We start from the raw sequence: 14,463 nt of genomic DNA on the forward strand, positions 1-14,463 counted from the left end.
TTCTTTTTTCTTTGGAAATAGTTGTATAAAATGCAAGATTGCATTATAATATAGAGAACGTATATTCTGTTTGGGGGTTGATTATGAATCATCTGCAGTTAAAGGAACGAGCACTATGTATTGCAAAGCCACCACAGCATTTTCAATTAATATTTGAAGAAATTAATGGACAACCAGGTGAAGAATCTTTATTTGTTTGGGAAGACAATCAAGAGAGTATAGAAGTACAGCTAGATTACGATGGGATAATCACACGCTATGCTATTTCAAAGGAAAGCTATGAGGTGCCAGTGGATAAAGAAATATCGCAAGAGGAAAGGCGCAAGCTTGCGGATCAATTTTTGCTACAGTACTATCCAAAGGCTTCAGCTGACCTTACTTTTTATAAGTCTAAGTTGATGGATGAAATCGAGGAATTTTGTTATGGGCAGCTTGTAATGGATTTACCGCTAGCAAATGCAGGGATTTTCCTTACTCTTGATAAGGCAGGGAATTTAGTTGGGTTAATGAATATGGGGAAATTGCAGGTACCTGAAATTCCTAAAAAACTTGTTGATAAAAATGCTTTATATGACAATGCTAAAAAACATCTACGCATGCGCTTAGCAATTGCTGAAATTGCAGGACAACTACGTCTTATTTATGAGCTGGACGATGTATATCCAATTTATCAGGCTGATATTTTAGAGCCTGTTATATATGAACATAGATGTAACAGGCACTATGACGTATTACCACCATTAAGGGCAAACTCTAGCAAATCGCTGGAGGAAATATTAGGGATAGGTAGCGAGATGCAAGTAATTGATGAAAGTAGATATAACAATGTGAAAAGGATTGTTTGGGCTGAGGGAAAAGAAGAGGGTTTATACGAGGATACGGTTCATGCAAGGACAGATACAAATACAGGTCAGCTTTTAGCGATGAGATGGTTTAAAGAGCGACAAGGTAATTTGCAGCTTAACGATGAGGAAGCGTTGCAGAAGGCGATAGCATTTTTACAGCTCGTTGCGCCTGAAATGTATCCTTATTTACAGTTGGAAATAGAGGAGAGGGTACAATCTCCTAGATTTATATTCCGTTTAATAACAGCACAAAATATTAAAACACATTTTAGAGTAGCTGTGGCGATTAATTATTCGACAGGTGATGTGGAGTCTTATCATAGTGGACGTATTGATATGAGTAAATTACACCAAATGCCCATCATACCAACTATTTCAGCGCAACAAGCGAGGGAGATATTCTTGGAGCATATAGATTTTCGCTTAGCATGGAGGATGGGCAATGAAATGGGTAGCTCTGTACTGATGTATGATTGCTATGATCAAAAAACAGGGCAAGAGCTAGGTTATATTGATGCGTTAGATGGTACAGTGATCACATTTCAAGATTAAGGAGGAGTTATTATGCAGCGTTGTGGATGGGTAAAATTAGACGAACCATTATATGTAGAATATCATGATAAGGAATGGGGGAAACCTGTTTATGATGACCAAAAGCTTTTTGAAATGATTTGTCTGGAAGGAGCACAGGCAGGATTAAGCTGGTGGACGATTTTACAAAAGCGTGAAGGCTATCGTGAAGCCTTTGATGACTTTAATGCTGAGAAAATTGTTCAATATACAGATGAAAAATTAGCTGAATTAAAGGAAGATACACGCATTGTGCGCAATCGCTTGAAAATTGCTAGCGTTGTGACAAATGCACAAGCTTATTTGCACATGCAGGAGCAGCATGGCTCTTTTTCCAACTATATTTGGCAATTTGTTGATCATCAGCCGATGATTAATCAGTGGAAAACACTTGCGGAAGTTCCTGTCACAACAGTAATTAGCGATCAAATGAGCAAGCAATTAAAAAAAGATGGCTTTAAATTTGTGGGAAGTACAATTTGTTATTCCTTTATGCAGGCAGTAGGCATGGTGAATGATCATGTGCAGGATTGCCTGTGTTATGAGGGAGAGGCAAATGAATAATTCATATGAGCAAGCATTGGAAAACTATATCGAGGCTACCAATTCACATCATTTCGCTAATGTTAAACAATTGCTTCATCCAAATGCGGTTTATTGGTTCACAAATAAAAGCTGTACAACAATAACTGAAATACAACATTATTTTGAAAATGCTTGGGAAACAATTAAAGAAGAGGTCTATGAGGCAAAGGATGTTCAATGGCTTGTGACAAATCAAGACACAGCTACTTGCCTGTATACTTACTGCTACTCAGGTTATTATGAAGGAGAGTATGTTTCTGGACAAGGTAGGGCGACGAATATTTTTGTCAAAAATGAGCAGAATGAATGGAAGCTGATACATGAGCATTTAAGTAGTTGATTTAAATGATAATGCCTACAAATAGCACTGCTAATAGTAGGCTTTGTATTTTTTTTATTGAAATGACTGAATGTCATTCATTTTTTCTTGACTATCTATTTAGAGGTATATATACTATAATCAAGCAGTATAAAGGAGAGGGATATTAAATGTCGAAGAAAGAAAAAATTGTGCAAGCCGCGATTTCTGTATTTCGTGAAAATGGCATTGCAAAAACAAAGGTATCCGATATCGTAAAAGCTGCTGGTATCGCACAAGGAACATTTTACTTATATTTCCCATCATTGCTTTCTATCATGCCTGCTATTGCGAAGGAAATGGTAGATAAAATGGAAGAGGTAGTAGAGCAAAAGGTAGAGAAGGACGCTTCATTTGAAGAGCAAATCGTCCAAGTTGTTGATGCAATTTTTGATTTGGTGGAGGAGCATAAGGATATATTCGCTATTATTTATGCTGGTATTGCACAAACGGAGCATATAAAAGAGTGGGAGAATATCTATGCCCCGTTTTATGAATGGATGCACGAATTTTTAGAGAGTGCACAGCAACAAGGAATGATAAGACTTTCTTTTAATGTGAAGCAAGGAGCAAAAATTGTAATTGGATTGATAGAAGTTGCTGCTGAACAAATTTTCTTATATGACGAAAGCACTGCTGAATCTGTCCAAGAGCAAAAAACAATACTTCTAGACTTTTTATATAATGCATTAGGAATGCGCCATGTTTAAGTGGCGTTTTAATTTTAAACGAAAATGACTGACAGTCAGTCATTTGTGAAGGTTTGTAATAGGCATTTAAATTTAGCTAGATAATTTTGTTTCCCCATATGTGTGCGGATAAGGAGGAAGTTGAATTCAAAATTATGCAGTAATAATGCATGAAATACAATTAATTTAAGAAAGGAAATTTATGATGAGAAAATCTTGGTTATATGTAGGCTTAACGGCTTTATTTGAGTTGTTTTGGGTGTTTGGATTTAATGTTGCGAGTATCTGGTGGCATTGGGGTATTGTTATAGGAATTATAATGATAGATTTTTATTTTCTATCTAAGGCATGTGAAAAGTTGCCAACAGGAACAGTGTATGCGATTTTTGCTGGGGCAGGAACAATCGGTACAGCATTAATGGATATATTTATCTTTGATGGGGAGTTCAGCTTAATTAAAAGTGTATTCATGGTTATTTTAGTTGCAGGTGTAATTGGATTGAAGCTTGCTGATAATTTATCAGAAGAAAAAATGGAAGAAGGAGTGCAAGGATAATGGGCTGGTTATTCATTTTGATTGCAGCAATGGCTGAAATTGTTGGTGTTGTAGGCTTACGTTTCTATAGTCAAAAGAAAACATTGCGTAATTTGCTTATTTATATAGGAGGCTTCGGTACATCTTTCGCCTTTCTATATGCATCATTCAATTATTTACAACTAAGTATTGCCTATGTCGTTTGGGTTGGTATAGGTACATTAGGGGCGGTACTTGTGAATATGATTTTTTTTGGTGAATCTAAAAATTTTGCACGTATAGCAAGTATTGTTGCGATTATTATCGGTGTTGCAGGGTTAAAAGCATTTGCATAACTATTCAAATAAAACGTATGAAATCATAGTAAAGGTCTTGATTTCATACGTTTTTATTTTACTATTGTTGCTAAAATAAATCATTCAGCTATGTACAAAATACCCTTACTTACATATTAATCATTACTTTCTACCTATTTAGAAATTCTTTAGTATTTGTAAACATTAATTATAGGGGGCTGTGTCATGCAATTGGAGCAACTAAAGCAGGAGTTTTTAATTATAAATGAATCAATTTATTTTGATGAACATCAATATTTGCGTGAGCAAACAAATAATGCTACACGTGTTCAGTTATTTATAGAACAAGCAGAGAGGTTGTTACAGAATACAGAGAGTGATGAGGAACAGTATTATTTGTTGGTCATTGCTATCGTATTTTAAATCAAGCAAACAAGGCAATTTATTACTTAGAACAGTGTTTAAAAAAGGTAGAAGCAAACCCACAGCGAAAAATGATTACGCTTATTCGGTTAGGTGAAGCATATAAATATAACAGTCAGCATAATGAAGCATTACAATTATTTGAAGATGCACAAGCAATCCAAAGAGCGCACAAAATTGAAAATTACGAGGATTTTATTTATCAGCATAAAGCGAAATGTTTAATGGAACTAGGAGACAATGCTCAAGCAAAAGAATTTTTAAAATCGGCTTTGGCAATCCGAAAAGATAAAGGTGTAGAATCGTTAATTACATCTACAGAGAGAGCTTTACAGCTATTAGAGGAGGGATAAAATGCTAGAACCATTGAAAAAAGGGGATGCAATTGGTATTTTCACACCATCGTCTCCTGCTACTGTGACAGCGCGAGCACGCTATGAGCGAGCGAAGGCTTTTATAATTGCAAAAGGTTTTCGTATCGTAGAAGGGGAATTGACTGGCAAATCAGATATTTATCGTTCAGGAACACCGAAAGAGCGCGCAGAGGAGCTCAATGAACTAATTCGCAATTTGGATGTGAAAATGATTATGTCAACAATCGGTGGAACGAATTCCAATAGTATGTTGCCATATATTGATTACGAGGCATTTAAAGCAAACCCTAAATATGTTGTTGGCTATTCGGATGCAACGGCTGTTTTGTTAGCACTTTATGCCAAAACGGGTATTTCCACATATTACGGGCCAGCTTTGATTCCTTCATTTGGTGAATTTGAGCCACTCGTCAACGATACATATAACTATTTCGAAAAGTATTTCACTGAGCAGCCAAATATACCTTATGAAGTACCGGTGCCAGCCTTTTGGTCTGATGAACCTGTCAATTGGCTTGAAAAAACGACAGAGAAAACACTTTTTGCGAATGAATGGATAACAGGGCAGTTAGGTGTAGTAGAAGGGCGCTTAATCGGTGGCAATAATAATGCGATGTATGGCTTTATTGGAACAGAGTATTTCCCTGAAATTCAGCAAGGGGATGTTTTGCTAATTGAGGACTGTATGAAAGATGCCTCAATAGTCGAAAAGAACTTGGCGATGCTCAAGTTGCATGGCGTTTTTGAGCGTGTTGGAGGTATTATTTTAGGCAAGCATGAACGCTTTGACGATTTAGGCACGGGCAAAACACCACTTTCTCTTTTATTAGAGCAACTAGACGGAATAAATATACCGATACTTGCTGAATTTGATTGCTGTCACACGCACCCGATGCATCCGTTAGCAATTGGGAAAAGAGTTCGCTTGGATGCGACTGCCAAGAAGGTGTATTGTGTAGAGCAATGGCTTTGAGAAACAAAGAAAGAAAAGCGTGGAATAAATCAAAAAACATGAGGTAAACTCATAAGGAGGGCTGTCGGGAAACGTATTCCCGACAGTTTTTATAATCTCGGATCAACGGCATCGCTTTCCAATGCTAATGTAGCCAAAACGCATTCATGAATGCGAGCCATGCTTTCCTTTTGCACGAAGCGCTCAATGCCTTCTAAACCAAGCGCGAATTCTTGTAAGGCATGCTTCATTTTTTTACTTGGGTTACGTTTTTTTAGTTGAGTGAGCTGCTTAGGGTCAGTATAGTCCATGCCATAAATAATGCGTAAATATTCGCGACCGCGCACTTTAATTGCAGGTTGAATGAGCCTACCTTTATTTTTCGGGATAAAGGTTAGTGGCTTAATAACGATGCCTTCATGTCCGACAGCCGTCATTTCCTCCCACCATGCAATCACTTTTTGCTCGTCTTGTTCATTTGTAATAATTTGATAGTCAGTTGCGATAAAGATGCTTGAATCTTGTGCGAGCCAGTGATTCATTTCCATATGCCATGGATGTGACTGGTGGAAGCAAGTTTCATTGCTATGTGCAAGAATATGGAACGGCGCAATTTGAATAGCTGCTAAATCGTCCACAGACCAGCAGTAATTTTGGTAAATTGCATCGAAGCGTACAGCATTGCGCAGTAGCTCTTTATATTGATTTTGCCATTCTGCTACATCGACAAGTGTTGTTTGTAGCTTTGTTGCAAGTTTTTGTCGATCCATTAAAGCATGTTCAGCAACATGGGCGTATTGTTCATCAATCAATGATTGAGCCTTTAAATTCCAAGGCAAAATTTCCGCATCAAGCAAAACAAAATCTGTGGCCATTTTTTCGAAATAGTTTTTTGCAACTAATTCTGTGTGTAGCTTTTGCACGATGATTTCATGAGCATTTGCATCGAAAAAGGCTCGTCCACTGCGCGTTGTGATGATGCCGAGCGTTTCTTTATCTACCCACTCTTTCGCAATTTGCTTATTTTTGAAAAGTAGAAGGACAGCACGGCTACCCATATGCTTTTTCTCAGCAATCAGCTCAGTAAATCCATACTTTTTATAATAGGCAAAAGCTTCAGCTGGATGCTCTAAATATTCCTCAAGCTGCGAAGTTTGTGGTGTTGGGCTCATCGTTGGTGGAATATAAATGAGCTGCTCCATTGGGACTGTATAATGGGAAACCGTATCAATAGCTGCTTTCGCATAGCCATCACCAATCCAAACAGTACCGCCATTTGTTGTCTCTACTTCAAAGCCTTTAATAAATGCCTGAATATTTGGTGGTTCGAAATGCTTCGCTGCTGCTTCTAGCAAAGGATTTTGTTGCTCGCCGGCATAGTTTTCATATGCTTCTACCGCTTCAAATGTGCTTTCAGGATAACGGAAAGCCGTTAACTGTCCACCAAAAACAACCCCTTGGTCGATATTGACTGTGTTATTCATTTTTAATGGCTTGAGTTTTGGTTCATGTCCCCAAATAATCAGCTCTGATGTTTTATGGTCAGCGTACCATTCAGCACGAATCGGTCGCCCATTATCGCCTGTACCAACAACATCCCCATAGCGGCAAAAATCGCGGATACGTGATGAGTTTTTACCAATATAACGATCACGGATGCCTGCATGTGTGACAACGGCTTTGCCAATGCCATTTTCTGTGATGATATAGTGAGAAGGGGCTTGTAGTAGCATTTGCGCAAGGTGTTGTTTTAAAGCTGTAGTTTTCTCTACACCATATTCAATTTCAAATTGCTGCATTTCCTGTTCAACTAATTCATCTCCATGTGCTAATTGGACATTTTTTCCTTCTAACCAGCGTGCGATTTTCCAGCCGTGATTGCTGTCTGTCATATAGCCTAGCCCTGCTTCAATTTGCTTTAACCAAAACTGCATTGTTGCAAGTGATTTGGGGCCACGGCTCATAATATCGCCGACCGAAATGAGCTTGCGTCCCTCAGGGTGTATATAAAGTCCATTTTCTTCGACATAGCCTAATTTTTCGATTAATGCTAGCATTTCATCATAGCAGCCATGAATATCGCCAATTACATCAATGCCTGTGCCAAGTTCAATTGTAAGTGGTGAAGGCTCACGAACGATGGACCAAGCGTCAGCATCTGAATTGAATGTATACAACCTTGTGAAGGCTTCCTTTTTTAAGAAGCGTTTTTCATCCTTTAGTTTGCGTGCCTGCTGTTTAATACGAGCAGCGCCTCTTGGATTTTCTCGCATGTTGTCGTGTGCTAATAACTGCTCTAATGGTATATCGAAAATAATGCCGTAAATCGGTACATGCTGTCTTTTCGCAATCGCAAAGTATTTTTCTCGTTCTCTTGCATTCAAATGCGTGGCATCGACAAAGGTTAAACGATTTAACTTTGCTCTTGCATTCACCACCTGCTCCATGAGTTGAAAAGCTTCTGTCGAAATAGCACTGTATTGTTCATAGAGTAGGTCAGCTTCTTGTTTTGTTGCGTCCTGAAAGTCGATAAAATCCAAATCAGCCACTGTTATTCGATAGTCATCTGAGCTAACGATTTCACTTGGCTTAATCATGTTATTTTCTATGAGTTGCTTTAAAAATGTAGATTTGCCGCTGTTTGATGGGCCGATACAAAGGACGATGCCAGCTTGTGATAAATGGAGTTGCATTAAGATCCCTCCGTTCGTTTAAAAATACACATTTGTGTTGGTGTGCCATGTGTTTGGTGGTGCTCTCCGATGCCATAGAAGGATGTCATATAAGGCGTATTTTGCACCATTTCTGCACACCAGTTTTCGAATTGCTGACGTGTCCATTCAAAGCGGTGGTCGTCATGGCGCATTTCTTCTAGCGCATACACTTTGTTATAATCCGCATTTGGTGTTGTTATGATTAATGCTTTCGGTGCATATTGCTGTAGCAGCATCGCTATGATTTTTGGTAATCGCTCCTCATTAATATGCTCGATTACCTCGCATAAAATGAGAATATCTTTATTCGCTAAAGTCTGGTCATAGTAAAACAGTGAACCCCACTGGATTTGAGGTATAATCGGTGTGTCAAGTGCTTCAAAGCGTTTTGTTGCTTTTCGAATAGCAGCTTCGCTTGGCTCAAGGGCAATCAGCTCTTGAATCGTTGAAAGCTCACTTAATAAGGCGGTTAATTTGCCTTCACCCGCACCTAAATCGACGACGGATTGATGAGGGAGCTTCTTCACTTGTGCAACAATAGCTTCATAGCGCTGTGTGTTAAGTGATATTTTTGTTGTTATGCCCGGCTCAGATCCGATTAAATGACGAAAACGCAATGCTTTTTTATAAATAAAATCCTTTTTCGGGTGCTGTTCTAGCCAGCCCTCACCGTAGCGTTCTATACGTTCACGTTCTGTTTCATCAATAAAATAGTGCTTATAATCATCCATTACTGGAATTAAGACGAAAATTTGTTGTAATGCTTGTTTTAATGTTGTGAATGCGCTAATTTTAATAAAACGTGCTCGCTGTGCTTCAGAGATAGCTTCAATATCGACTTGAAAGCCAAGTGGTGCGAATAGCTGGGTAATTTCTTCATCTGATAACGAGGTTGCGACAGGACCAAACTCAAAGGTGAAGGGAAAGGCCTGCTCTGCAAATGTTGCATACTGCTCCTGCGGCTTGCCATTTAAAGCTGTTCCAAGCATTTTGCGAATAAGTGATAAAAAAATACTGCTCGTTGCAAAGCCGCGATCATTAATATAGTGCGTAATATCATATGCTCGCTCTTGCTGTGTGAGCGCAAGCGGGTCAGGTGTAACAAAAATCGTTGCCTCGACTTCATGGTCCGTTAATTTATGATAAATGAAACGTACAGCATGTCCCTTTTCATGGCGCTCATGTACATTATTTGGATTTTTAGCGAATAAATAAGAAATTTCCTTCGCATATGGAGTATTACAATAAATAGATAATTGCATTTTGCCACATCCTTTCTAGCTTTAACTATAATGGAAAAACAAGGATTAGGCTAGAATGTTTCATGCAATCTAGGCTGAGAGTGAATTGTGTGAGAATTGTGTGTGTGCCTGACACTCAAATAAGAGAGGGGAGATTTTGTGTGAAAGAAAATCCGTTACAACGTTTTGGTCAAATTGTTGGTGGGAAAAAGGGAAGGTGGGCCTTTTTAGCAATATGGTTCATTTTATTAGTCGTCTTAACGATGACATTGCCGCAAATAAATCGTATTGAAAATTATGCTGGTGATGAGCTACCTGCAAATAGGATGTCGATGGAAGCAAATCAATTGATGAAGGAACAGTTTTCATCAGATGCGGGCGTGCCATTGTTAATCGTTTGGTATAAAGAGTCGGGTTTGGAGATTGCAGATATTACAACAATTCAAGCGATGTATGCCAAGCTGGAGGAAGTACCACTAGAAGGGCAGTCCGCATTACCTCCTTTTGCGACATTGCCGCCTGAGGCACTATTAGGAGCTGTTTCAGAAAATGGGCGCTCTCTTGTAACACCAGTTTTTTTTACAACGGATACAAACACAAAAAGCTTTAAAATGAGCTTAGAAAAAATCGCCTCTTATACAGAGGGAAACCCTTATGATAAGACATTAGGGGACGATGGTTTAATCGCTCGTTTTTCGGGTCCAGTAGCGATTTCTGTTGATGCCGCCTCACTTTTTGCATCAGCAGATGTCAAGCTGATGATAGCGACTGTTATTTTAATTTTAGTTATTTTATTAGTCATTTATCGCTCGCCTATTTTAGCATTCATACCGATTATTGTTGTTGGAATCGCCTTTTTAGTTATTAGTCCACTGCTCGGCTATATGGCTGATAATGGTTGGATTCATAAGGACGCGCAAGCCGTTGCGATTATGATTGTACTGTTATTTGGTGCAGGAACGGATTATTGTTTATTTTTAATTACGAAGTACAGGGATAAATTATTAGTGGAAAGCAATAAATTTATTGCGATTGCAGAAGCTGTAAGAGATTCCGCTGGTGCCATTTTTATGAGTGGCTTTACAGTGGTAATTGGGTTAGCAACACTGGCACTGGCAGATTTCGGTGCGTTTCAACGCTTTGCAGTGCCTTTTAGCTTTGGTGTACTGATAACGATGGTTGCTGTGTTAACTTTATTACCACCGTTGCTTTCTTTATTGGGCAGAAACGCCTTTTTCCCTTTTGTTCCGCGAACAGTGGATGAGGAACAGCGACTTGCACAGAAAAAGGGAAAAACATATAAAGCGCGCTCAGCAAGCCATGCGAAAATGCGCAAAGTTGGTACATTCGTGACACGTAAGCCTTGGCTTGTTGTTGTGACAACAAGTATTTTATTGCTTGTACTGGCCTTCACTTCAACAAAAATTCAATATAATTATGATTTACTTTCGTCATTCCCAGAAGATATACAATCACGTGAAGGTTTTGCATTGATTGAGCATAATTTTACAGCGGGGGAGTTGGCACCTGTAAAAGTGATTGTGGATACAGCAGGTGAACCATTAAATATAAAGGAACAGCTAAGCAACTTACCATACGTAGCTGCTGTGAAGGAGCCACGTGTTGGTGCGCAGGATGCTAATATTATATTATATGAGGTCGATTTGAATAAAAATCCTTATTCCAATATGGCGATGGCAGATGTTGAGCAAATGAAGAAAGATATTGCGACATTTGTAAATCGGGAGTTTTGGATTGGCGGTGAAACGAGTGAACAGTTGGATACGAAAGAGGTACAATGGCATGATGAAAAGCTTATTCAACCTGTGATGATTGTTATTATTTTCGCTGTGTTACTTATTTATCTACGCGCAGTTATTACGGCAGTTCAATTAATGGTAACCGTACTCGTGTCATTTTTTGCTGCGCTCGGCTTAGGATGGCTTATTATTCATTATGGTTTAGGGCATGAAGCGATGGCGAGTGCAATTCCGCTGTACTCATTTGTATTTATTATTGCATTAGGTAATGACTACAATATTTTTATGATATCAGATATTTGGAAAAATAAGCATCGAGGAATGAGCTATAAGCAAGCAATTACTGAAGGAGTAGCATCTACAGGAGCAGTGATTACATCCGCAGGCTTAATTTTAGCAGGAACCTTTGCGGTACTGGCGTCGCTACCAATTCAACTATTAGTACAGTTTGGCATTGTGACAGCTGTTGGTGTGCTATTAGATACCTTTATTGTGCGTCCGTTATTAGTACCAGCACTCATTACGCTATTTGGTAAATGGTCTTATTGGCCAAGTCGCTTGTGGAAAAATGAAGTAAATAATGATTAAAAATTGAAATTTGTCCCCATTTACTCATTGAACAAACGCTCTTCACAAACCTTGAGGATGGGAGAGTAAAAAAATCCATTAAAAAATTGTGTAGTAGCATCCTTTCCGCTATAATGAAACGAACACACGTTTTGGGTGAGGGGGATACCGTTTAATGGAAAATTGGAAACGGGATATTACACTTTTTTTGACGAGTCAGACGATTTCATTGTTTGGTTCAGCACTTGTACAGTATGCCATTATGTGGCATGTAACGCTGACGACGCAATCTGGTATGATGATGACTATTTTTATTTTATGCGGCTTTGTGCCAACATTTTTACTCTCTCCATTCGCAGGAGTATGGGCAGACCGTTATAATCGTAAATGGTTGATTGCGATTGCAGATGGTGTTATTGCGCTTTCTACATTAATTTTGGCAATTGTCTTTTTAATGGGCTATGAAGCGATGTGGCTATTATTTGTTATTGCAGCGATTCGTTCATTGGGTGCGGGTGTACAAACACCTGCCGTTGGGGCGATTTTGCCGCAAATTGTGCCAGAAGAACATTTGACGAAGGTGAACGGTATTAATGGAAGTATTCAAGCGGGAATAATGTTTATTGCACCAATGGTGAGCGCTGCATTGCTAAGCTTTTCAACATTAGAAATCATCTTTTTTGTTGATGTTGTAACAGCAGCCGTTGCGATTTTTACATTGTTATTCTTCTTGAAAATAGCAGTTCATGAAAAAGCGAAGGGCAAGCAAGTTGGCTATCTGGAAGACTTTAAGCAAGGCTTGCGCTATATTCGAGAGCATGCATTTTTAAAATCATTCTTTTTATTTTTTGCGATGTTATTTTTCTTAATTGCACCAATGGCTTTTTTAACGCCACTTCAAGTCGCACGCTCCTTCGGGGATGATGTATGGCGTTTAACAGTAATTGAGCTTACGTTCTCTATTGGCATGATGGCTGGAGGAAGCGTGATTGCAGTGTGGGGTGGCTTCAACAATCGTATACATACGATGCTATTGGCGGGTATTATAATGGCTGTATGTACGATGAGCTTTGGCTTTGTACCGAATTTTTGGCTTTATTCTATTTTAATGTTGATTTGTGGTGTAGCGATGCCTATTTTTAATACGCCATCAACAGTGTTGTTACAGGAAAAGGTAGAAGGTAATTATTTAGGGCGTATTTTTGGGATTTTCGGTATGATTTCTTCATCAATGATGCCAATTGGAATGCTTGTCTTTGGACCGCTAGCTGATGTGGTGTCGATTGAGTGGCTGTTAATTGTGACAGGTATTTTAATGCTGTTATTACTGATGCTTTTAGCTCGTAATAAAACGTTAATAACGGCTGGTGTAAAAGAAATCTCGAAATAAAAGCTTACAAAATCGCATTTAATATAATCTTTAAAACATCAAAAGCTATCTGAAAGGTGGTGCTCTAGCCCCACTTTTTAGATAGCTTTTTCCTATACAATTTCTTAATATAACTTTTACATGTTGTAAAAAAGTGCCTGCAATGTATGGGGCGCTAAGGTTAGCTGTGAAATGGCAAACTTTTAGCTCTCTTGTGCATATTTTAAAAATTTTTTACGATGAATTGTAAAGAAATCATCTAGCCTAGAGGTGAACGGTATGGATCAAGAGGAATTAAGAGTCAAAGATTATTTATTGCAAGGCATTTTTAATGGGACGTTTACATTAGACGATAAAATGCCGAGCGAACTAGCGTTAGTTGAACAATTTAAAGTGCCGAGAATTAAAATCCGCAATGTTTATCAATTTATAGAAAAAATGGGCTATATTTATTCGAAGCAAGGGGTTGGACGTTTTTTAAAGCATCAAAGAAAAACGTTAGATGTGGTTATGACAGGCGATGTTAGCTTTAGCGAAAAGATGCGTCAACAAACGGAAAATTATAAATCGATTGTGACGAAATTGGAACGTGTTTCAACAGACCATGAAATTTATTATAAGCCGCAAATTATACCGAAGCATACGATTTATTTAGTAGAGCGTCTGCGCTATATTGATAATGAGCCAGCTGCATTGCATCGTTCCTATGTAATCGCAGACCATTTTCCACAAATTAAGCAGGCGAATAATCGTCTCACATCGATGTACAGCTTTTATAAAAGTAATGGCATTAATGCGTTTCATAGCACATTTTCAAATTTATCGGTTTCCTTCCCAAATGAGCTAGAGCGTGCCTTACTCAGCTGTGAGGTGCTTGTTCCATTGGTAAAGGTAGAGTCGGATAACTGGGATAAGGAGCAAAATCAATTGCTGGAGTATACCGAAATTATTTATCGTACAGATCGCTTTTCATTTCAATTATAAAAAGATTGCTTAGAGTTTAAATCGACTCTAAGCAATTTTTTATTTTAATCAAGCAATGCTTTCTGAAAATATAGCGTCTTTTCGAGCAGGACGCCTGTTTTTGAATTTTATCGAGCGAATTTCCATGTTTAATGGGCGAATATAGCTATTGAACTACTCCCTGTCAAGTAGACAATTAAATCCGCCCATTTGATTCGGGTG

The 14,463-nt window shown here is 38.5% G+C and carries 14 protein-coding genes; 12 read left to right on the forward strand and 2 right to left on the reverse strand.

Features of this window, described 5'->3' with window-relative positions:
* Positions 1 to 83 precede the first annotated feature (83 nt).
* From C9J34_RS14175 to C9J34_RS14215, 9 genes are all read left to right on the forward strand, one after another.
* Positions 84 to 1,397: a YcdB/YcdC domain-containing protein gene (locus C9J34_RS14175; protein WP_107840832.1), complete on the forward strand. Its 1,314-nt coding sequence runs from the start codon at positions 84 to 86 to the stop codon at positions 1,395 to 1,397.
* A 12-nt stretch (positions 1,398 to 1,409) separates the two neighbouring features.
* Positions 1,410 to 1,979, forward strand: a complete 570-nt coding sequence (locus C9J34_RS14180; protein ID WP_107840833.1) for a DNA-3-methyladenine glycosylase I — start codon at positions 1,410 to 1,412, stop codon at positions 1,977 to 1,979.
* Positions 1,972 to 2,340: a YybH family protein gene (locus C9J34_RS14185; protein WP_107840834.1), complete on the forward strand. Its 369-nt coding sequence runs from the start codon at positions 1,972 to 1,974 to the stop codon at positions 2,338 to 2,340. Before C9J34_RS14180 ends, C9J34_RS14185 begins: the two co-directional genes overlap by 8 nt.
* A 149-nt stretch (positions 2,341 to 2,489) precedes the next feature.
* Complete coding sequence (locus C9J34_RS14190; RefSeq protein ID WP_107840835.1) at positions 2,490 to 3,068, forward strand: TetR/AcrR family transcriptional regulator; 579 nt, start codon at positions 2,490 to 2,492, stop codon at positions 3,066 to 3,068.
* A gap of 181 nt (positions 3,069 to 3,249) precedes the next feature.
* On the forward strand, positions 3,250 to 3,603 hold the full coding sequence (locus C9J34_RS14195; protein WP_107840836.1) for a DMT family transporter: 354 nt from the start codon (positions 3,250 to 3,252) through the stop codon (positions 3,601 to 3,603).
* Positions 3,603 to 3,917, forward strand: coding sequence for a DMT family transporter (locus C9J34_RS14200; protein ID WP_107840837.1), 315 nt, complete (start codon positions 3,603 to 3,605; stop codon positions 3,915 to 3,917). The genes C9J34_RS14195 and C9J34_RS14200 overlap by 1 nt, the downstream gene beginning before the upstream one ends.
* Before the next feature lie 186 nt (positions 3,918 to 4,103).
* Positions 4,104 to 4,301, forward strand: a complete 198-nt coding sequence (locus C9J34_RS14205; protein ID WP_107840838.1) for a hypothetical protein — start codon at positions 4,104 to 4,106, stop codon at positions 4,299 to 4,301.
* A gap of 17 nt (positions 4,302 to 4,318) precedes the next feature.
* Positions 4,319 to 4,654: a tetratricopeptide repeat protein gene (locus C9J34_RS14210; RefSeq protein WP_238600666.1), complete on the forward strand. Its 336-nt coding sequence runs from the start codon at positions 4,319 to 4,321 to the stop codon at positions 4,652 to 4,654.
* 1 nt (position 4,655) lies between these two features.
* Positions 4,656 to 5,648, forward strand: a complete 993-nt coding sequence (locus C9J34_RS14215; protein ID WP_107840839.1) for a S66 family peptidase — start codon at positions 4,656 to 4,658, stop codon at positions 5,646 to 5,648.
* Positions 5,649 to 5,737: 89 nt separating this feature from the next.
* On the opposite strand, the gene C9J34_RS14220 is transcribed toward C9J34_RS14215, so the two are convergent.
* Together C9J34_RS14220 and C9J34_RS14225 are read right to left on the reverse strand one after the other, a co-directional pair.
* Positions 5,738 to 8,320: a polynucleotide kinase-phosphatase gene (locus tag C9J34_RS14220; protein WP_107840840.1), complete on the reverse strand. Its 2,583-nt coding sequence runs from the start codon at positions 8,318 to 8,320 to the stop codon at positions 5,738 to 5,740.
* A complete protein-coding gene (locus C9J34_RS14225) occupies positions 8,320 to 9,603 on the reverse strand; it encodes a methyltransferase domain-containing protein (RefSeq protein WP_107840841.1) in 1,284 nt (427 codons plus the stop codon). Before C9J34_RS14225 ends, C9J34_RS14220 begins: the two co-directional genes overlap by 1 nt.
* A gap of 140 nt (positions 9,604 to 9,743) precedes the next feature.
* On the opposite strand from C9J34_RS14225, the gene C9J34_RS14230 reads away from it, so the two are divergent.
* The 3 genes from C9J34_RS14230 (at position 9,744) to C9J34_RS14240 (ending at position 14,262) form a co-directional block, all read left to right on the forward strand.
* Positions 9,744 to 11,930 carry an MMPL family transporter gene (locus tag C9J34_RS14230; protein WP_107840842.1) on the forward strand — a complete coding sequence of 729 codons (2,187 nt, stop codon included), beginning with the start codon at positions 9,744 to 9,746 and terminating at the stop codon, positions 11,928 to 11,930.
* 154 nt (positions 11,931 to 12,084) lie between these two features.
* On the forward strand, positions 12,085 to 13,299 hold the full coding sequence (locus C9J34_RS14235) for an MFS transporter (protein ID WP_107840843.1): 1,215 nt from the start codon (positions 12,085 to 12,087) through the stop codon (positions 13,297 to 13,299).
* Positions 13,300 to 13,557: 258 nt separating this feature from the next.
* Positions 13,558 to 14,262, forward strand: a complete 705-nt coding sequence (locus C9J34_RS14240) for a GntR family transcriptional regulator (protein ID WP_107840844.1) — start codon at positions 13,558 to 13,560, stop codon at positions 14,260 to 14,262.
* Positions 14,263 to 14,463: the final 201 nt, after the last annotated feature.

The organism is Metasolibacillus meyeri (genome assembly GCF_003049505.1).
GTDB classification, from domain to species: domain Bacteria; phylum Bacillota; class Bacilli; order Bacillales_A; family Planococcaceae; genus Metasolibacillus; species Metasolibacillus meyeri.

Bases quoted from the DNA above. Each gene is read 5' to 3' on its own strand.
- C9J34_RS14195 (WP_107840836.1), top strand. From the start codon at position 3,250: ATGATGAGAAAATCTTGGTTATATGTAGGCTTAACGGCTTTATTTGAG.
- C9J34_RS14185 (WP_107840834.1), top strand. From the start codon at position 1,972: ATGAATAATTCATATGAGCAAGCATTGGAAAACTATATCGAGGCTACC.
- C9J34_RS14205 (WP_107840838.1), top strand. From the start codon at position 4,104: ATGCAATTGGAGCAACTAAAGCAGGAGTTTTTAATTATAAATGAATCA.
- C9J34_RS14180 (WP_107840833.1), top strand. From the start codon at position 1,410: ATGCAGCGTTGTGGATGGGTAAAATTAGACGAACCATTATATGTAGAA.
- C9J34_RS14225 (WP_107840841.1), bottom strand. From the start codon at position 9,603: ATGCAATTATCTATTTATTGTAATACTCCATATGCGAAGGAAATTTCT.
- C9J34_RS14240 (WP_107840844.1), top strand. From the start codon at position 13,558: ATGGATCAAGAGGAATTAAGAGTCAAAGATTATTTATTGCAAGGCATT.
- C9J34_RS14220 (WP_107840840.1), bottom strand. From the start codon at position 8,320: ATGCAACTCCATTTATCACAAGCTGGCATCGTCCTTTGTATCGGCCCA.
- C9J34_RS14215 (WP_107840839.1), top strand. From the start codon at position 4,656: ATGCTAGAACCATTGAAAAAAGGGGATGCAATTGGTATTTTCACACCA.
- C9J34_RS14200 (WP_107840837.1), top strand. From the start codon at position 3,603: ATGGGCTGGTTATTCATTTTGATTGCAGCAATGGCTGAAATTGTTGGT.
- C9J34_RS14235 (WP_107840843.1), top strand. From the start codon at position 12,085: ATGGAAAATTGGAAACGGGATATTACACTTTTTTTGACGAGTCAGACG.
- C9J34_RS14190 (WP_107840835.1), top strand. From the start codon at position 2,490: ATGTCGAAGAAAGAAAAAATTGTGCAAGCCGCGATTTCTGTATTTCGT.
- C9J34_RS14175 (WP_107840832.1), top strand. From the start codon at position 84: ATGAATCATCTGCAGTTAAAGGAACGAGCACTATGTATTGCAAAGCCA.